The sequence below is a fragment of the Actinomadura sp. 7K534 genome (assembly GCF_004348575.1).
Taxonomy (GTDB): Bacteria; Actinomycetota; Actinomycetes; order Streptosporangiales; family Streptosporangiaceae; genus Spirillospora; species Spirillospora livida.
The window spans coordinates 1-17,795 of record NZ_SMKB01000150.1 but is presented as its reverse complement, the minus strand read 5'-3'; the positions used below and the strand labels follow the sequence as shown (position 1 = coordinate 17,795).

General features: G+C 73.1%; 15 protein-coding genes. 5 read left to right on the top strand and 10 right to left on the bottom strand.

What is annotated here, in order from left to right; all coding sequences use genetic code 11:
* Positions 1-779, top strand: a 779-nt coding sequence (locus E1266_RS25135) for a Uma2 family endonuclease (protein WP_132050988.1), incomplete at its 5' end; no start/stop codon positions are given.
* 131 nt (positions 780-910) lie between these two features.
* Here E1266_RS25135 and bioB read toward each other — a convergent pair.
* Both bioB and bioD read right to left on the bottom strand, forming a co-directional pair.
* Positions 911-1,906, bottom strand: coding sequence for a biotin synthase BioB (gene bioB / locus E1266_RS25130; protein WP_132050986.1), 996 nt, complete (start codon positions 1,904-1,906; stop codon positions 911-913).
* A gap of 3 nt (positions 1,907-1,909) precedes the next feature.
* Complete coding sequence (bioD, locus tag E1266_RS25125) at positions 1,910-2,635, bottom strand: dethiobiotin synthase (protein WP_132050984.1); 726 nt, start codon at positions 2,633-2,635, stop codon at positions 1,910-1,912.
* Between the two features lie 172 nt (positions 2,636-2,807).
* Between bioD and E1266_RS25120 the strand changes: the two genes are divergently transcribed.
* Positions 2,808-3,557 (top strand): hypothetical protein, encoded by a 750-nt coding sequence (locus E1266_RS25120; RefSeq protein WP_165966199.1) that lies wholly within the window; start codon positions 2,808-2,810, stop codon positions 3,555-3,557.
* Positions 3,558-3,583: 26 nt separating this feature from the next.
* Here the strand turns inward: E1266_RS25120 and E1266_RS25115 are convergent, their stop codons facing one another.
* Positions 3,584-5,263 (bottom strand): carotenoid oxygenase family protein, encoded by a 1,680-nt coding sequence (locus tag E1266_RS25115; protein WP_132050980.1) that lies wholly within the window; start codon positions 5,261-5,263, stop codon positions 3,584-3,586.
* 109 nt (positions 5,264-5,372) lie between these two features.
* On the opposite strand from E1266_RS25115, the gene E1266_RS25110 reads away from it, so the two are divergent.
* Together E1266_RS25110 and E1266_RS25105 are read left to right on the top strand one after the other, a co-directional pair.
* Positions 5,373-7,049 carry an acetolactate synthase gene (locus E1266_RS25110; RefSeq protein WP_132050977.1) on the top strand — a complete coding sequence of 559 codons (1,677 nt, stop codon included), beginning with the start codon at positions 5,373-5,375 and terminating at the stop codon, positions 7,047-7,049.
* Complete coding sequence (locus E1266_RS25105) at positions 7,042-7,539, top strand: GNAT family N-acetyltransferase (RefSeq protein WP_207945901.1); 498 nt, start codon at positions 7,042-7,044, stop codon at positions 7,537-7,539. Before E1266_RS25110 ends, E1266_RS25105 begins: the two co-directional genes overlap by 8 nt.
* 16 nt (positions 7,540-7,555) lie before the next feature.
* Here E1266_RS25105 and E1266_RS25100 read toward each other — a convergent pair whose 3' ends face one another.
* From E1266_RS25100 to E1266_RS25080, 5 genes are all read right to left on the bottom strand, one after another.
* Positions 7,556-9,094 carry a biotin carboxylase N-terminal domain-containing protein gene (locus tag E1266_RS25100; RefSeq protein ID WP_132050975.1) on the bottom strand — a complete coding sequence of 513 codons (1,539 nt, stop codon included), beginning with the start codon at positions 9,092-9,094 and terminating at the stop codon, positions 7,556-7,558.
* A gap of 68 nt (positions 9,095-9,162) precedes the next feature.
* Complete coding sequence (locus E1266_RS25095) at positions 9,163-9,945, bottom strand: XdhC family protein (protein WP_132050973.1); 783 nt, start codon at positions 9,943-9,945, stop codon at positions 9,163-9,165.
* A gap of 16 nt (positions 9,946-9,961) precedes the next feature.
* Positions 9,962-12,391 (bottom strand): aerobic carbon-monoxide dehydrogenase large subunit, encoded by a 2,430-nt coding sequence (locus E1266_RS25090; protein ID WP_132050971.1) that lies wholly within the window; start codon positions 12,389-12,391, stop codon positions 9,962-9,964.
* A complete protein-coding gene (locus E1266_RS25085) occupies positions 12,388-12,873 on the bottom strand; it encodes a (2Fe-2S)-binding protein (RefSeq protein WP_132050969.1) in 486 nt (161 codons plus the stop codon). The genes E1266_RS25090 and E1266_RS25085 overlap by 4 nt, the downstream gene beginning before the upstream one ends.
* The gene (locus E1266_RS25080) at positions 12,870-13,775 is read right to left on the bottom strand and encodes a xanthine dehydrogenase family protein subunit M (RefSeq protein WP_132050967.1); all 906 of its coding nucleotides are present in this window, start codon (positions 13,773-13,775) and stop codon (positions 12,870-12,872) included. The genes E1266_RS25085 and E1266_RS25080 overlap by 4 nt, the downstream gene beginning before the upstream one ends.
* Before the next feature lie 112 nt (positions 13,776-13,887).
* On the opposite strand from E1266_RS25080, the gene E1266_RS25075 reads away from it, so the two are divergent.
* Positions 13,888-14,811 carry a LysR family transcriptional regulator gene (locus tag E1266_RS25075; RefSeq protein ID WP_132050965.1) on the top strand — a complete coding sequence of 308 codons (924 nt, stop codon included), beginning with the start codon at positions 13,888-13,890 and terminating at the stop codon, positions 14,809-14,811.
* Between the two features lie 39 nt (positions 14,812-14,850).
* Here the strand turns inward: E1266_RS25075 and fusA are convergent, their stop codons facing one another.
* Positions 14,851-16,872, bottom strand: a complete 2,022-nt coding sequence (gene fusA / locus E1266_RS25070) for an elongation factor G (RefSeq protein ID WP_132050963.1) — start codon at positions 16,870-16,872, stop codon at positions 14,851-14,853.
* A 130-nt stretch (positions 16,873-17,002) separates the two neighbouring features.
* Positions 17,003-17,635, bottom strand: a complete 633-nt coding sequence (locus E1266_RS25065) for a GntR family transcriptional regulator (RefSeq protein ID WP_243718844.1) — start codon at positions 17,633-17,635, stop codon at positions 17,003-17,005.
* Positions 17,636-17,795: the final 160 nt, after the last annotated feature.

Genomic DNA, 17,795 nt, shown 5'->3' with positions numbered 1-17,795 from the left:
GCCCCGCCCCGTCACCGAGCCGCCGCAAGCTTTCGACCACAAGTTCGAACGATCTGGCTACGCTGGGTGCACCCCTTCTCTACGATGACCGGGAGCAGATCGTGAGGGAGGAGTCACGCAACGTGAAAGGTCTGTCGCAGGAGGAATTGTCGCAGTTGCCGGACACGCCCTACAACTTGTGGGTGCGCGGTGAACTCGATGATTACGTCGACGCCCCCGAAGGATCGCGGATCGAGATCATCGGAGGAGAAGTCGTCGTGTCCCCGCCCCCCGAGTTCTCCCACAACGCCATCTCCGGGGAGATCAACTCCGCTCTTGTCCGCGCCCACGTACTCAAAGACGGTTTCACATGGAAGACCGACAACGGGAGCGGGCTGTCCCTTGTCGGAGTCGGCGACGGGTTTGTTCCGGATCTGATGGTCCTGGACGAGGAGGTGTTCCTGGCCGCCTGGCGGTCCGGGGTCAAGAGGCTGGTTCCCGACCAGGTAGAACTCGTCCTGGAGGTCACCTCCCACAGCAACGCCGCGAACGACCAGGAGCCCGTCGGGCGGACGTGCGCCAACAACAAGTGGAACGGCTGTGCCGCTGCCGAGATCCCCTACTACCTGCTGGTCGACCGCTCTCCGAAGGTCGCACGCACCATTCTCTACTCCATTCCGGAGCAGGCTTTGGGGGCCTACCTGCACCAGGAGTCCTGGGCGTTCGGGGAGACGATCCACCTCCCCGACCCGTTCGACATCGAGATCGAAACTAGGGAGTGGAAGCCGTGGAGCGAGTGAGTAGCGCAAAGCCCGCACGCTTCGGCAAGCCATGGAGGAAATGCGGGCACCTGAAGAAGGCCTACCGCGAACAGTGGGAGTACGACAACAGCGAAGTCACACTGGAGGCGAGGGAAGACGAGTAGCCGTCCTCACAGGGTCTGGGTTAGGGCCTTGATGGGCATTTGTAGGTCGGTGAGGAGTTGTAGGTCCTTTTCCGCCGGGCGGCCGAGGGTGGTCAGGTAGTTGCCGACGATGATGGCGTTGATGCCGCCGAGCATTCCTTCGCGGGTGCCGAGGTCGCCGAGGGTGAGTTCGCGGCCGCCGGCGTAGCGGAGGATGGTGCGGGGCAGGGCGAGGCGGAACGCGGCGATCGTCTTCAGCGCCTCCGGGCCCTCGACCAGCGGGAGGTCGGCGAACGGGGTGCCGGGGCGGGGCGCCAGGAAGTTCAACGGGACCTCGTCGGGCTCCAGCTCGGCGAGCTGGCCGGCGAACTCGGCGCGCTGCTCGACGGTCTCGCCCATGCCGACGATGCCGCCGCAGCACACCTCCATCCCGGCCTCCTTGACCATGCGGAGGGTCTCCCAGCGCTCCTCCCACGAGTGGGTGGTGACGACGTTGGGGAAGTGGGAGCGGGCCGTCTCCAGGTTGTGGTTGTAGCGGTGGACGCCCATCGCGGCGAGTTCGTCCACCTGCTCCTGGGTGAGCATCCCCAGCGAGCACGCGATGTTGATCTCCACGGCGTCGTTGATGGCCTCGATGCCGTCGCGGACCTGCGACATGAGGCGTTCGTCGGGGCCGCGGACGGCGGCGACGATGCAGAACTCGGTCGCGCCGGTCTTCGCGGTCTCCTTCGCCGCCTCGACCAGCTGGGGGATGTTCAGCCACACCGCGCGGACGGGCGACTCGAACTTGCCGGACTGCGAGCAGAAGTGGCAGTCCTCCGGGCAGCCGCCGGTCTTCAGCGACACGATCCCCTCGACCTCGACCTCCGGCCCGCACCAGCGCATCCGGACCTCGTGGGCGAGCGCGAGCAGTTCCCCCAGCCGGTCGTCGGGGAGGGCCAGGCATTCGAGGACCTGGGCGGCGGACAGGCCGCGGCCCTCGTCCAGCACCTGGCTGCGGGCCACATCGAGGATGTCGGTCACGTACTACTCCTTGTCGAGGCCGAAGGTGTCGCGGAAGGCGGCGGCGTCGAAGCCGCCGCCGAGCGAGGGGGCCAGGCCGCGGTGCGCGGCCAGGAGGAACTCCGCCGGGTCCAGCGCGCCCGCGCCCGCGGGCAGCGCGCCCGCCAGCGGCCGGGCCGCGATGGTCTCCAGGTCGCGGATGTTGCTGCGCATCGCGAGGCCGGGGTCGGCCGGCCACTCGCCGATGACGACGCCCGCGAGCTGGACGCCGCGGTGCGCCATCGCCTCCAGCGTCAGCGCCGTGTGGTTGAGGGTGCCGAGGTCGGGGCGGGCCACGACGACGGCGGCGGCGCCGAGCCAGCGGGCGAGGTCCGCGATCGTGTTGCCCTCGTCGTCGTAGCGGACGAGGAGGCCGCCCGCGCCCTCGATGAGCACCAGCCGCCGGTCGCCGGACAGCTCCCGGACCCGCTCGGCCACCTCCGGCAGCCGGACGGGCGGGACGCCGGCGCGGCGGGCCGCGGCGGCGGGCGACAGCGGGTCGGGGAACCGGGCGAACTCGTGGACGTCGTCGAGGCCGGCGAGGCGCCGGACCGCGTCGAGGTCGCCGGGCTCGCCGTCGCGGGCCCCGGTCTGCCCGGGTTTGACCGCGGCGACGGACGCGCCGCGCGTGGCGGCGACCGCGGCCAGCGCCGCGGTGACGACCGTCTTGCCCACGCCCGTACACGTCCCGGTGACCACGAGCACACTCACAAGGCGGCACACTAGCGCGGGGCCGCGGGGCGGAACGCCACCGGATCCCACAGTCTTCGACCGCCGTTTTTGTACCGCCGTCGCCGGGGAACCCGGCGGGGCGGGGTTTCGTCCAAGTCACATGGCCGGTCCGTACCCAGGTTCCCGTCGGGTCCAGGTGGCCGCCTGCGCGGTGCTCGCCTGTACGGCCCTGACCGCGTGCGGCGGCGCGGAGACGTCCGGGCCGCCGCCTCCCTCCTCCTCGCCGACCGCGTCCCGGTCCGCGTCCGGGGAGCCGGCGGCGGAGAGGCTCGTGCTGCGGTGGCGCAAGACCGGCGGCCTCGCGGGCATCGGCGGCCCGGGAAGCGTCCCGGAGTTCTCCCTCTACTCTTCGGGACGCGCGATCGTCGCCGCCGAGCGGCCGGACAGCCGCCCGCCGGACCGGGAACTCACGCAGTACCGCCTGAAGCCGCAGGCGCTCCAACGGCTCCTGGACGGCGCCCGCGCGGCCGGTTTCGACCGCTCCCACACGGTCGGCTCCGACCAGATCGCGGACGCGGTCGTCACCGTCGTCACGATGGGCGACGCGAAGACCAGGATCATCGAGCCGGGGTGGCCGGGCAGCCGGGAGTCGCTGTTCCTCAAGCAGCTCGCCCCGGAAGGCTGGCCCGCGGACGACCAGTCCGCCCCGCCGGAGCCGTACACGCCGCAGCGGACGGCGGTCCTCGCTGGTGAGATCACCGGCGACGGGACCGCCCGGCCATGGCCGCTCGGCCCGCTAGGCGACGGTGTCCCGGCGGCGGGCGCCATCTGCACGCTCGCCCCCTCGGCGAAGGTCCCCGAGACCCGCCCGGGGACCGCGTGGCGCAGCGGCGGCACGACGTACTCCGTCCGCCTGCGCCCGCTCCTCCCGGCCGAGGACTCGTGCGGAGACCTGGACTAGCGCACCGCCCACGGCCCGATCACGCGTCAACGAGCGGCGTCCAGTTCGGCGGCTACCTCGTGGGCGGCGGCGGCGAGGTCGAGGGGGAGCTGGTCCAGGCGGGCGTCCAGGTCGTCGGCGAAGCGGTGGCGTTCCAGGTCCGGGGCCGGGCGGGCCTCGGGCATCCACGCGGAGTGGATCAGGAACGGCATCGTGGTGCCGTTGGGCGGGGCCAGGACGGCGACGGGGCCGCGTCCCACGTCTGAGGCGTCGAAGAGCTCGATCCGGAACCGGTCGTCGTTGTGGACGGCCACGACCAGGTATCCCTCGTGTCCGCCCGGGTTCGTGCCCGCGTAGCGGGTGCCGCCCCGGCCGCGCGGGACGAAGGACGGGGACGTCGGGTAGTCGTCCAGGGAGAACGTCCATTCGGACAGGGCCTTGAGGTCTTCGCGGTCGTGGGTGACGAGGACCGCCGGGGTCTCCTCCGCGGGGAACCGCGAGGGGTCTATGCGGCCCTTGTAGTTGCGGATGGCCCGCTGGTTGATGGCCTCCGGGTGGAAGCCGAGGTAGATGAGGTGGTGCCGGGTCGGGGCGGTCTGGCCCTCGATGCTCCAGTCGATGGCGGACAGCTCGGCCTGCCACCACCGCTCCGGGTCGCCGGCGCGCGCGCGTTCCCGCACCTGGCCGGTCTCCGGGTCGAAATGCAGGACGGTGGTGAGCGCGGCCGTCATGCCGTGGCAGTACATGCCGCGCAGGGCGGGGTCGACCAGGCGGCCGTGGACGTCGATGTCGTCCTCGCGCAGGTACATCCCGATGTCCACGCCTTCGCTGTGCTCCATCACGACCTGGACGCCGTCGGAGTCGTCGTAGCGGGCGTAGAAGTGGTTGACCTCGGGGGCTATGCGGAACTGCTTGCAGGTGACGGTCTCCCGCCCGGGGACGAGGTCGTCCTTGCGGATGAGCAGCACGGGCCCGTCGGGGTTGTTCGCGGTGGTCCGCTCCCCGCCGAAGACCTCGTCGGGGTCGATCTTGTAGGCGGTGTCGGCGAGGACGAGCCAGTCGCGGGTCTGGGTGATGGTGTGCGTGGCCTGCGGCAGCACCGCGCCCTCGACGTCCCAGCGCCGGACGTGCGGGCCCGTCCCGTCGTAGGCGATGACGGAGACGGCGCCGGTCAGCACGTCGCGGCTGATGCTCCACAGGCAGCCGCGCTCGGGGTCGACGACCGGGTGGGCGGTTGTCGAGACGAGCGGCAGGACGGCCTGGTCCATGGCGGGTTTCCAGTCGTCTCGGTGCCCGACCTCGGCGACGAACCGGAGCGTGACGGGGTCGACCTCGACCGGGCGGCCGGCGTCCCAGGTCGCGAAGAGCCGGTCGCCCCACGGCAGCGGCGCGGTGTTGGCGGCGTTGACGAACCCCCAGGGGGAACTCGTGCCGACCGGTCCGGCGGTGAACAGGTCGGGGCGCTTGCGGCGCAGCCGGACCGACGGGGTGTCGAGGACGCGGGCGCGCCAGGCGAAGCGGCCGGGAGGCGCGCCGTCGGTGCCGGCGGTGAGCGACAGCCTGGCCATGATCCCGTCGCCGAAGAACGCGTGCAGCGGGCGGGTCCGCTGGTCGGACGTGCTCACGACGAAGTGCCCGCGGACGTCATCCGGCCACGTTCCGGCGATGACCTCCAGGTCCAGATCGGCAAGGTCCTGCCTGGCGAGAATGGAGCGCGGGACGGGCATCAGGGGCACCTCCGGAGTCGGCTTCCGACAATCAACAGGGTGCGCGTCCACGTCGTCAAGACCCTAACGACTACTGTGCGGGCAAGCGGTCGCTTGTTACGGTGCGTGCATGACTGCTCGGCACGGTGGTGACACGGCGATCGCGGAGATCCGCAGGCACGGCGTCGAAACGATGTTCACGCTGTCGGGCGGGCACGTGTTCCCGCTCTACGACGGCGCGGTAGGCGCGGCCGGCGGCGGGCGGGCCGGCACCGTGCCGGGGACGGAGGCGGACCCCCGCATCCTCGACGTCCGGCACGAGCAGACCGCCGTGTTCGCGGCGGAGGCCACGGCGCGGCTCACCCGCCGCACGGGGCTGGCCGTGCTGACCGCCGGTCCGGGCGTCACCAACGGCATCAGCGGCGTCACGACCGCGCACTTCAACGGGTCGCCGGTCGTCGTGCTCGGCGGCCGCGCCCCGCTCGGCCGGTGGGGCGCGGGCGCGCTGCAGGAACTCGACCAGCCGCCGCTGCTGGAGCCCGTCACCAAGCTGGCGACGACCGTCACCGGGCCGGACACGCTCGCCGCCGACGTCGCCCGCGCCTTCACGACCGCCGCCGCCCCGCACCGCGGCCCGGTGTTCCTCGACGTCCACATGGACCACCTGTTCGGCCCGGCCGGACCGGCCCGCGCCGGGGAGATCCCCGACGCGCCGGAGCGGCCCGCCGACCCGGAGCGGCTCGCCCGCGTCGCCGAGCTGCTGAAGGCGGCGCGGCGGCCCGTCCTCGTGCTCGGCTCGGACGTGTGGATGGACGGCGCCGAGGAGGCCGCCCGCGCGTTCGCCGAGGAGCTGCGGCTGCCCGTGGTCGCCAACGGGCAGGGGCGCGGCATCCTGCCCGCCGGGCACGAGCTGCTCGTCACCCGCGCCAGGGGCGCCGCGTTCGGGGACGCCGACCTCGTCGTCGTCGCGGGCACGCCGCTCGACTTCCGCCTGGGCTACGGCTCGTTCGGCGACGGGACGGCCAAGGTCGTCCACCTCGCGGACGCGCCCTCGCAGCTGGTCTCGCACATCCGCCCGGCGGGGTCCGCGGCCGGGGACCTGTCCCTGCTGTTCACCGACCTCGCCGCCGCCTGCGCGAAGGCGGGGGTGGTCCCGGGCACGTACGGGGACTGGCGGGAGGGCCTGCGCGACGCGACCTACGCGGCCATCGCGGGCGACATCGACCTGCTCGCGTCCGGCGCCGACCCGATCCATCCGCTGCGGATCTACGGGGAGCTGTCCAAGGTCCTCGACGACGACGCCGTGGTGATCGGGGACGGCGGCGACTTCGTCTCGTACGCGGGCAAGTACATCGAGCCGCGGCGGCCCGGCCGCTGGCTGGACCCCGGCCCGTACGGGTGCCTCGGCACCGGGCTCGGCTACGCGATCGCCGCGCGCCTCGCCCGCCCCGCCGCGCAGGTCGTGCTGCTGCTCGGCGACGGCGCCGCCGGGCTGTCGCTGATGGACGCGGACAGCCTGGTCCGGCACGGCCTGCCCGTCGTGATGGTCATGGGCAACAACGGCTCCTGGGGTCTGGAGAAGCACCCGATGCGCATGCTGTACGGCTACGACGTGGCCGCCGAGCTGCAGGAGCACTGCCGCTACGACCGGGTGGTGGAGTCGCTCGGCGGCGCCGGGGAGCTCGTCGCCCGCCCGGACGAGATCGGGCCGGCGCTGCGCCGCGCGTTCGACTCGGGCGTGCCGTACCTGGTCAACATCGCCACCGACCCTGACGTCTCCTACCCCCGCAAGACCACCGGTGTCTGAGCAGATCACCGTGCGCCTGGCCCGCCCGGACGAGTACGAGCCGGTCGGCGACCTGACCGTGGAGACCTACGTGGACGGCGGCCTGGTCTCGCCCACGTCCTCCTACGTCCAGACGCTCCGGGACGCCGCCGACCGCGCCGCCAAGTCCGACCTGCTCGTCGCCGAGGTCGCGGGCGAGGTCGTCGGGGCGGTCGCCTACTGCGGGCCCGGCAGCCCGTACGTCCAGGTCGCCGGGCCGGACGAGGCCGAGTTCCGCATGCTCGCGGTCCGGGAGAAGGCGCGCGGCCAGGGCGTCGGCACGGCCATGGTGCGGGCGTGCATCGCCCGCGCCCGCGCGTCGGGGCTGCGCGGCCTGCGCCTGTCGACCCAGGCGAACATGGTCGGAGCCCAGCGCATGTACGAGCGGATGGGCTTCGTCCGCACCCCCGACCGCGACTGGATCCCCGCGCCCGGCGTGAAGCTCCTGCTCACCTACGCCCTGAAGTTCTAGCGACCGCGCCGGAGTCCTAACGAGCGGGGTCGGGCTCCAGCTCGCCGTGCTCGGAGCAGCGGGCCGTCCAGCCCAGGGGGGTGACCTGGACGACCAGGCGGCGGCGGCAGTGCGGGCAGTAGCGCGGCGGCTCCATCCGGCGGGCCTCGCGGCACGGGCCGTGGTCACGCGCGGCGGCGGGCTCCCCGCACCTGTCGCAGTAGGCGGCGTCCACCGGCGCGGCGCCGCGCATGCGCGCGACCAGCCCGGTGTCGTAGGCGCCGCCCGCGAACTCGGGGCGGTCGAGCAGCTCCCGCAGGAAGGGCAGGTTGGTGGGGAGCCCTTCGATGCAGAACGCGTCGAGGGCGGCCCTGGCCTTGCTCAGCGCGTGCTCGCGGTCGTGGCCGTGGACGCACAGCTTGGCGAGCAGCATCGCGTAGTGGGGGGTGACGGTGTCGCCCTCGACGTAGCCGGCGTCGATGCGGATGCCGTCGCCGACGGGCTCCTCCCACACCTTGATGGTGCCGGGCACGGGGAGGAACCGCCGCGGGTCCTCGGCGTAGACGCGGAACTCGACGGCGTGGCCGCGCGGCGCGGGGACGGCGGACGGGCCGGGCTCGCCCGCCGCGATGCGGAACTGCCATTCGACCAGGTCGATGCCGGTGACCAGCTCGGTCACGGCGTGCTCCACCTGGAGGCGGGTGCTCAGCTCCAGGAAGAAGAACTCCTGCGCCGCGGGGTCCACGAGGAACTCGACGGTGCCCGCGCCGCGGTAGCCGACCGCCTCGCCGGCGCGGACGGCGGCGGCGAGCATCCGCTCGCGCAGCTCCGGGCCGACGCCGGGCGACGGGGCCTCCTCCACGACCTTCTGGTAGCGGCGCTGGACGGAGCAGTCCCGGTCGCCGAGCGTCACGACGGTGCCGTCGTTCAGGCCGAGGATCTGCACCTCGACGTGCCGGGCGCCGTCGATGAAGCGTTCGAGGAGGATGTCGTCCCGGCCGAACAGGCGGGCGGCGCTGGACCGGGCCGCCTCGTACGCCGTGCGCAGCGCGGCCGCGTCGCGGGCGGCGGCCATGCCGACGCCGCCGGCGCCCGCGGCGGGCTTGACCAGTACCGGGTAGCCGATGCGCTCGGCCTCCCCGACCGCCGTGTCGGCGTCCGGGACGGGCTCCCACACGCCGGGCGCGACGGGGACGCCCGCCTCCTTCATCAGGTTCCGCGCGTTGATCTTGTCGCTCATCCGGGCGATGACCAGCGGCGGCGGCCCGACCCAGACGCGGCCGTGGTCGGTGACCGCGCGGGCGAACGCGGCGCTCTCGGCGAGGAACCCGTAGCCGGGGTGGACGGCCTGCGCGTTGGTCCGGCGCGCGGCCTCCAGGACCGCGGGGACGTTGAGGTAGCTGCGCGCGGGGTCGGCGGGACCGATCAGGACGGCCTCGTCCGCCTCCGCCACGAACGGCAGGTCGGCGTCGGCGTCGGAGTACACCGCGATGGCCTTGATGCCCATCGCGCGCGCCGTGTGGATGATCCGGCCGGCGATCTCGCCGCGGTTCGCCACGAGCACGGACTCGAACACGTGCGCACTCCCCCTCGCGGATCGCGGGGCCGACGCCCCGACCCACCGAGACTAGCGGGGGCGGCGGCTCAGCCGCAGCAGTGCCCGCCTCCTTCGGGCCGGTCGGCCTCGCGCGATGCCGGGGCGGGCGCAGGCTCCGGGGCGTGTTCCCGGGCCGGGCGCCGCGCCAGGATCTCCGCCAGCACCGACAGTGCGATCTCGGGCGCGGTGCGGGCGCCGATGTCCAGGCCCGCCGGGGTGCGCACGCGGTCGCCGCCCTCCAGGGACGCGGTGACCGCCGCGCCCCGCTTCCGGCCGGCGATCAGCCCGACGTACGGGACGCCGGCGCGCAGCGCGGCGGTGAGGAGCGCCTCCTCGTCCCGCCCGTGCGTGGCGACCACGACGGCCGCGGCGTCCGGGCGGGGCGGCTCGGCGGTCCCGGCCGGCCGCGCGTCGAACCCGGCGGCGCGGCCGACGTCGACCAGCGCGCGGGCGACCGGCCCGTCCCCGTACACGGTGACGAGGGCGGGCGGTATCACCGTTTCGAGGAACACGTCGAGCGTCCCGCCGGACAGGCACGGGTTGCTGACGGTGACCATCCCGTCCAGGGGCGAGGAGTCCGCCCCGGGCGTGATGCGCAGCAGCGTCGACTCGCCGGACGCGAGCAGCCGGAGCGCCTGGTCGCGCACCGCCGACTCGGCGCACTCCCCGCCGACGAACCCCTCCATCGTCCCGTCGGGCAGCACGAGCGCCCGGTCGCCCGTCTTCGCGCTCGTCGGGCGCTCGGCGCGGACGACCGTGGCCAGCACGTAGGGCGTCCGCTGGCTGCGCAGCGTCTCCGTCCTGTCGTTCCCGTCGTTCCTGCCGCTCATGGGTCCGTCCTGCCGTTCATGGGATGGCCAGGTCCGTGCGGAAGGGCCGGCCCTGGATGACGCGCCAGACGTTCGCCGGGGTGAGCGGCATGTCGGCGTGCCGGACGCCGTAGGGCTGGAGCGCGTCCACGACGGCGTTGACGATCGCGGCGGGCGACCCGACCGTGGCGGACTCGCCGACGCCCTTGGCGCCGAGCGGGTGGTGCGGCGAGGGGGTGACGGTCTCCCCCAGCTCCCAGGACGGGCACTCCATCGTCGTCGGCAGCAGGTAGTCCATGAACGACGCGCCGAGGTGGTTGCCGTCCTCGTCGAACGCCATGACCTGCATGAGCGCCATCCCCACGCCGTCGGCGAGGCCGCCGTGCACCTGGCCCTCGACGATCATCGGGTTGATCCGGACGCCGCAGTCGTCCACCGCGATGAACCGCCGGACGGTGACCTTGCCGGTGCCCGGGTCGACGTCCACGACCGCGATGTAGGCGCCGAACGGGTAGGTGAGGTTGGGCGGGTTGTAGACGGTGGTCGCGTCCAGGTGGCCCTCGACGCCGTCCGGCAGTTCGAGGCTGCCGTGCGCGGCCATCGCGATCTCCTGCATGGTCGCGCCGGACGACGGGTCGCCGCGGACGGTCCAGCGTCCCGGCGTCCATTCGAGGTCCTCGGGATCGGCCTCCAGCATGGCGCCCGCGACGATCCGGGCGCGTTCGCGCACCTTCCGCGCGACCACCGCCGTGGCCGCGCCCGACACCGGGGTGGACCGCGACCCGTAGGTGCCGAGCCCGAACGGCGTCTGGTCGGTGTCGCCGTGGACGACCTCGACGTCGTCGACCGGGATGCCGAGCTCGTGCGCGACGATCTGCGCGAACGTCGTCTCGTGGCCCTGCCCCTGCGTCTGGACGGAGATGCGCAGCACCGCCTTGCCGGTCGGGTGGACGCGGAGCTCGGCGCCGTCCGCCATGCCGAGCCCGAGGATGTCCATGTGCTTGCGCGGGCCGGCGCCGACCGCCTCGGTGAAGAAGCTGATGCCGATGCCCATCAGCGGGCCGTCCTCGCCCGCGTCAGCGGCACGGGCTCGCCGGTCGGCCTGCTCGGCGCGGAGCTCGTCGTACCCGGCGATGTCCATGGCGGTGCGCAGGGTGCGCGGGTAGTCGCCGGAGTCGTACTCCCACCCGGTCGGCGACGAGTACGGGAACTGCTCGGCGCGCAGCAGGTTGCGCAGCCGCAGCTCGGCGGGGTCGGTGCCCAGCTCGGCGGCCAGCAGGTCGATCATGCGCTCGACCAGGTAGGCGGCCTCGGTGATGCGGAACGAGCAGGCGTAGGCGACGCCGCCGGGCGCCTTGTTGGTGTAGACGCCGGTGACGGCGCAGTGCGCGGCCTCGATGTCGTACGAGCCGGTGAACACGTGGAAGAACCCGGCGGGGAACTTCGTCGGCTGCGCGGTGCCGTTGAACGCGCCGTGGTCGGCGAGCACCTTCACGCGCAGCCCGCGGACGCGGCCGTCGCGCGTCGCGGCGATCTCGCCCCGCATGTGGTAGTCGCGGGCGAAGGACGTGGTCATCAGGTTCTCCGACCGGTCCTCCATCCACTTGACCGGGCGGCCCGTGACGATCGACCCGACGATCGCGCAGACGTAGCCGGGGTAGATGCCGACCTTGTTGCCGAAACCGCCGCCGATGTCGGGCGAGACGACCCGGATCTTGTGCTCGGGCAGGCCCGCGACCAGCGCGTACACGGTGCGGTGCGCGTGCGGCGCCTGGGTGGTGGTGTGGACGGTGAGCTTGCCGGTCACCTTGTCCATGTCGGCGACGATCCCGCAGGTCTCCAGCGGGGCGGGATGCACGCGCGGGTAGAGCATGTCCTGGGCGATGACGACCTCGGCTTCGTCGAAGACCCGGTCGGTCTGCCCGGCGTCCCCGGCCTCCCAGTCGAAGATGCGGTTGTCGGTGCGTCCCTCCACGTCGTCGCGGATGAGCGGGGCGCCGTCGTCCAGGGCGGTGCGGGCGTCGATGACCGGGGGCAGCGCCTCGTAGTCGACGTCGATGAGCTCCAGCGCGTCGCGCGCGGCGTAGTGGGTCTCCGCGACGACGAACGCGACCTCCTGCCCCTGGTACCGGACCTTGTCGGTCGCGAGGACGGCCTGGACGTCGTTGGAGAGCGTCGGCATCCACGCGAGGTCCAGGCCCGCGAGCGTCTCGCCGGTGATGACCGCCCTGACCTGCGGGTGCGCCTCGGCGGCCGTGGTGTCGACCGAGAGGAGCCTGGCGTGGGCGTGGGGGCTGCGCAGGATCGCCCCGTACAGCATCCCCGGCAGCTTGATGTCGTCGACGTAGTTGCCCTGCCCTCGGATGAAGCGCGCGTCCTCCTTGCGCGCCACCCTGCCGAACCCGTGGTGCCCGTTGGGACTGCCGTGCCCGTTCGGGCCGTGCCCGTTGGGGTCGCTGGCGCTCATGGGGTCACTTCCTCGGGCTTCTCGGCGGGGTGCTCGGCCGCCCAGCGGACGGACCGGACGATGTTCTCGTAGCCGGTGCACCGGCAGATCTGCCCCGACAGCGCCTCGCGGATCTCCGCCTCGGTCGGGTCGGGGCTGCGGTCGAGCAGCCACCGCGAGGTCATCATCATCCCGGGGGTGCAGAACCCGCACTGGAGGCCGTGGCACTCGGAGAAGCCCTTCTGGACCGGGTCGAGCTCGCCGTCCCGTTCCAGTCCCTCGACGGTGCGGACCTCCCTGCCGGACGCCATCACCGCCAGGACCGTGCACGACTTCACCGGCACGTCGTCCAGCCAGACGACGCAGGCCCCGCAGTTGGACGTGTCGCACCCCCAGTGCGTCCCGGTGAGGTCGAGTTCGTCGCGGAGGAAGTGGACGAGCAGCAGGCGCGGCTCCACGTCGCGCGTGCAGGGCTGCCCGTTGACCGTCACGGTGATGTTCATGCCTGCGACCTCCCGTAGGCGCGGCGCAGCGCGCGTGTGGTCAGCTCTCCGGCCAGGTGCCGCTTGTAGTCGGCCGGTCCCCGCTGGTCGGAACCGGGGTCGCAGTGCTCGGCGGCGACCCGCCCGGCCTCGGCGAAGACGTCCTCGGACGGGACGGCCCCGCGCAGCACCTCCTCCGCCTCGGGGGCGACGAAGTGCTCGGCGCGGACGGCGGTGAGCCCGATGCCGGCGTCGGCGATCCGGCCGCCCTCCAGCCACAGGGCGGCGCCGGCGGCGGCGAGCGGCCAGTCCCCCACCCGCCGCTCGACCTTCTCGTAGGCGCTGCCGTGTCGATACCGACCTCCTGACGGGGGCCCGCCCCCACCAACGCCGGGCCTGATCGGTATGCGCAGCTCGATGAGCAGCTCGCCCGGCTCCACGACCGTCTCGTAGGGGCCGGTGTGGAACTCGCGGAGGGAGACGGTCCGCTCGCCGTCCGGCCCGCGGATCACCGCCGACGCCTTCAGCGCGCCGAACGCGGCCGACAGGTCCTCCGACGGGTCGGCCTGGCACAGCGAGCCGCCGACGGTGCCGCGGTTGCGGACCACCGGGTCGGCGATCACCCGCTCCGCGTCGTGCAGGATCGGGAAGTGCTCGCCCGCGACCGGCGAGTCGAGCAGCTCGGCGTGCCGGACGAGCGCGCCCACGCACAGCACGCCGCCCTCGATCCGGATGCGGGCCAGCTCCGCCACGTCGTTGATGTCGATGAGCGCCTCGGGCTGCGCCAGCCGCAGCTTCATCATGGGGAGCAGGCTGTGGCCGCCCGCCACCACCCGCGCCTCGTCCCCGTGCCGGGCGAGCAGCGCGAGGGTCTCCTCGACGGTCGTCGCCTTCTCGTACTCGAAATTCGCCGGTACCTGCACGACGGCCCCCTCGAAGTGGGATGTGACCGGATTCTCATCTCTGTCCGTAAGCTGGGACAACACCCGAATAAGCGAAGGGTTAACGGGTGGCCCCGGGAGGCTGGACCGGCCTATGACCCTCACACAGCTCGGCGCCTTCGTCCTCGTCGCCCGGCTCGGCTCGGTGAAGGAGGCGGCCCGGGCGCTGAACGTGAGCGAGCCCGCGGTGTCGCAGGCCCTCGCCGCGCTGCGGCAGCACCTCGACGACCCGCTCCTCGTCCGCGGCCGCGACGGCATGACGCTGACCGAGGGCGGCGCCCGCCTGCTGCCGATCGCGTCGCAGATGGTGGTGCTCGGCGCGGAGGCCGAGGGCGCGGTGCGCGCCGCCCGCGGCGCCCCGGAGGCGCTGCGGATCGTCGCCGTTCCCGCGCTCGCGGAGTTCGTCGCGACGCCGCTGCTGGACGCGTTCGCCGCCCGCTCCAGCCGCGACGTCGAGGGCACCGCGGGGGTCGTCGCCGGGCGGGAGATGCCCGTCCTGCTGCACAACCGCCTCGCGGACGTGGCGCTCGGCCCGCGCCTCGCCGACGAGCCCGGGCTGGTCAGCGAGCCGGTGTTCCGGGCGAGCCTCGTCGCCGTCGGCACCCGCGCCGCCCCGCGCCAGCACTGGCTGGTGGACCCGTCCGGCACCGACCCGTGCAGCGAGACGTCCCTGCTGCTGCGCCGCCTGAAGGTGCCCGAGGACCGGATCCGCGTCTACCCGAACCAGACGGCGGCGTGGGCGGCCGCCGCCGACGGCGACGGGCTGGCGGTCGCGCTCGCGCACCTGGTCGCGCCGCGCGTGCAGCGCGGCGAGCTGCGGGTCATCGCGACCCCCGCCACGCCCGTGGAGGTCCGCTGGCACGCCACGACGCTGGCGCCGGACCGCAGGCCGCCGCTGGCGGGCGCGTTCCGCCGCTTCCTCGCCACCGCCGACGCGCTGCACATCATGCGCTCCCCCGGCTCGGGCGTCCCGCCGTCCCGCTTCCGCCCCCCGGTCTACGTGACCATCTGGAGCTGACCGGGGCCGCACCATGGGTGCGGCCCCGGCCGGACCGGCTCAGCCCGCCGAGACGATCTTCTCGGCTACCGCCTTCGGGACCTCGGCGTACGAGTCGAACTGCATCGTGTAGACGCCCCGCCCCGAGGTCATCCCGCGCAGTTGCCCGACGTAGCCGAACATCTCCGACAGCGGGACCAGGGCGCGGACGACCCGGGCGCCGGCCCGCTCGCCCGTCCCCTCGACCCGGCCGCGGCGGGCGTTGAGGTCGCCGATCACCGCGCCCAGGTACTCCTCGGGCGTGGTGGCCTCGACGGCCATCACCGGTTCGAGCAGCACCGGGGACGCGCGCCGGACGGCCTCCTTGAACGCCATCGAGCCGGCGACCCTGAAGGCGAGCTCCGACGAGTCCTCGGTGTGGAAGTCACCGTCGAGCAGGGTGACCCGCACGCCCGTCATCTCGTATCCGGCCAGGACGCCCGCCCGCATCGCCTCCTGGCAGCCGGCGTCCACGGACGGGATGAACTCCTTCGGGATCCGCCCGCCGGTGACCCGGTTGACGAACTCGTACCCGTCCTCGATGGGTTCGAGGGAGATCTGCACCTTCGCGTACTGGCCCTTGCCTCCCGTCTGCTTGCGGTGCGTGTGGTCGGCCCTGTCCACCCGGCGCCGGACGGTCTCGCGGTAGGCGACGCGGGGCCGGCCGACGTTGGCGCCGACGCCGAACTCCTCCTTCATGCGGTCGATGAGGATCTCCAGGTGGAGTTCGCCCATGCCGCCGATGACGGTCTGCCCGTCCTCGTCGTGGACCTTGAACGACGGGTCCTCCTCGGAGAGCCGCTGGACGGCGGCGCCGAGCTTCGCCCTGTCGCCCTTGGACTTCGGCTCGATCGCGACCTCGATCACCGGGTCCGGGAAGTCCATGGACTCCAGGACGACCGGGTGGTCCTCGTCGCACAGCGTCTCGCCGGTCGTGGTGTGCTTCAGGCCCATGACCGCGACGATGTCGCCCGCGCCCGCCGACTCGATCTCCTCCGGGCGGTCGGCGTGCATGCGGTAGATCCTGCCGATGCGCTCCTTCCGGGACTTGACGCTGTTCAGCACCGACGTCCTGGACACCAGCCGTCCTGAGTAGATCCGGACGAAGGTGAGCCGGCGCAGGTGCCGGTCGTTCATGATCTTGAACGCGAGCGCGGACAGCGGTTCGTCGTCGGTGGCCGGGTGGACGTCCGGCGGCGACGGCAGGTACCGCACGACCGCGTCCAGGAGGGGCTGGACGCCCTTGTTCCGGAACGCGCTCCCGCAGAGCACGGGCGTGACCGCGGAGGCGATCGTGAGCCGCCGGATCGCCGCGTGCAGCTGCTCCCGCGACGGCTCGGCGCCGTCGAGGTACAGGCCCATGGCCTCCTCGTCGTGCGCGGCGACCGTCTCGATGAGCGTGCCGCGCCACCGGCGCGCGTCCTCCGCCATGCCGGCCGGGACGTCGACGACCGCGTATCCGTCGTCCGACCAGACGTGCGCCCGCCCGGAGACCAGGTCCACGACGCCCTCGAACCCGGCGCCCGACCCGATCGGAAGCTGCGTGACCAGCGGGACGGCCCCGAGCCGCGAACGGATCATCTCGACGCACCGGTGGAAGTCGGCCCCGGCCCGGTCGAGCTTGTTGACGAAGCAGACGCGCGGCACGCCGTACCGGTCGGCCTGCCGCCACACCGTCTCCGACTGCGGCTCGACGCCCGCGACGCCGTCGAACACCGCCACGGCCCCGTCGAGCACCCGCAGGCAGCGCTCGACCTCGATGGTGAAGTCGACGTGCCCCGGCGTGTCGATGAGGTTGACGGTGTGCTCGACATCGTCGACCGTCCACGCGCAGGTCGTGGCCGCCGAAGTGATCGTGATGCCGCGGTCGCGTTCCTGTTTCATGTAGTCCATCGCGGTGTCGCCGGCGTCGACCTCGCGGATCCGGTGCGAGACACCGGTGAAGAACAGGATGCGCTCGGCGGTCGTCGTCTTGCCGGCGTCGATGTGCGCCATGATTCCGATGTTGCGAACCTTGGCGAGTGCAAGGGTTGTGGCTGTCATCGGAATCCTCCGTTTCTCTCGATGACGACCGCCGCCGGACAAGATCGTCCCTTTACGGCATGCAAGACGGTAACGGCGCAGGACGCGCGGGAGCGAAGGCTTTTCGGCGGTGCGGCGGGGCCGGCCGACCCTAGGGAGTGCGGCTCTGGTCGATCTGGGCGAGGGTCTCGATGACGCTGCGCAGATGGGTGCGGGCGGCGCGTTCGGCCGCCGCCGGGTCGCGGGCGCAGATCGCCTCGATGATCTCCAGGTGCTGCGGGAGGGAGACCTGCGGGCGGCCCGGGTGCATGGCGAGCCGGAACTGGTGCCGGACGTTCTGTGCGCGCAGCCGCTCCAGGACCTCGGCGGCCGTCCGCTGGCCGCTGATCTCGCGGATGCGGCGGTGCAGCCGCTCGTTCAGCCCGGAGTAGCCGAGCACGTCGCCGGACGAGACGGCCTCGCCCATCTGCGCGCCGAGCGCCCGCAGGTCGGCGGCCTCCCGCTCGGTGACCCGCTCGGCGGCCTTGGCGGCGCACAGGCCCTCGATCACCATCCGGACCTCGGTGATCTCCACGGCCTCGTCGAGGGAGACCGCGCGGACGCGGGCGCCGCGGTTCTGGACCCGCTCGATCAGCCCCTCGTTCGCCAGTTCGAGCAGTGCCGCGCGGACGGCCGCGCGGCTGGCCGCGAACCGCTCGGACAGGTCCGCCTCGATCAGCCGCTGGTTCGGGACGAACTCGCCGCGGAGGATCGCGTCCCGGATTCCCGCCACCACGTCGCTCACGGTCGCCCCACGATTGTCGCCAATTTTGTCGCTGATCTAAGGTAGCCCACGGGTGCTCGTCGCCGAGGAGGAACGGTATGCCGACCATCGCGGTCCTGGGGCTCGGAGAGGCGGGCGGCGCGATCGGGCGCGACCTCGTCGCGGCGGGGGCGGTGGTGCG

Coding starts and splice junctions, on each gene's coding strand:
- E1266_RS25115 (WP_132050980.1), bottom strand. CDS start 5,263: ATGCCCGTCCCGCGCTCCATTCTCGCCAGGCAGGACCTTGCCGATCTG.
- E1266_RS25110 (WP_132050977.1), top strand. CDS start 5,373: ATGACTGCTCGGCACGGTGGTGACACGGCGATCGCGGAGATCCGCAGG.
- E1266_RS25095 (WP_132050973.1), bottom strand. CDS start 9,945: ATGAGCGGCAGGAACGACGGGAACGACAGGACGGAGACGCTGCGCAGC.
- E1266_RS25090 (WP_132050971.1), bottom strand. CDS start 12,391: ATGAGCGCCAGCGACCCCAACGGGCACGGCCCGAACGGGCACGGCAGT.
- E1266_RS25085 (WP_132050969.1), bottom strand. CDS start 12,873: ATGAACATCACCGTGACGGTCAACGGGCAGCCCTGCACGCGCGACGTG.
- E1266_RS25075 (WP_132050965.1), top strand. CDS start 13,888: ATGACCCTCACACAGCTCGGCGCCTTCGTCCTCGTCGCCCGGCTCGGC.
- fusA (WP_132050963.1), bottom strand. CDS start 16,872: ATGACAGCCACAACCCTTGCACTCGCCAAGGTTCGCAACATCGGAATC.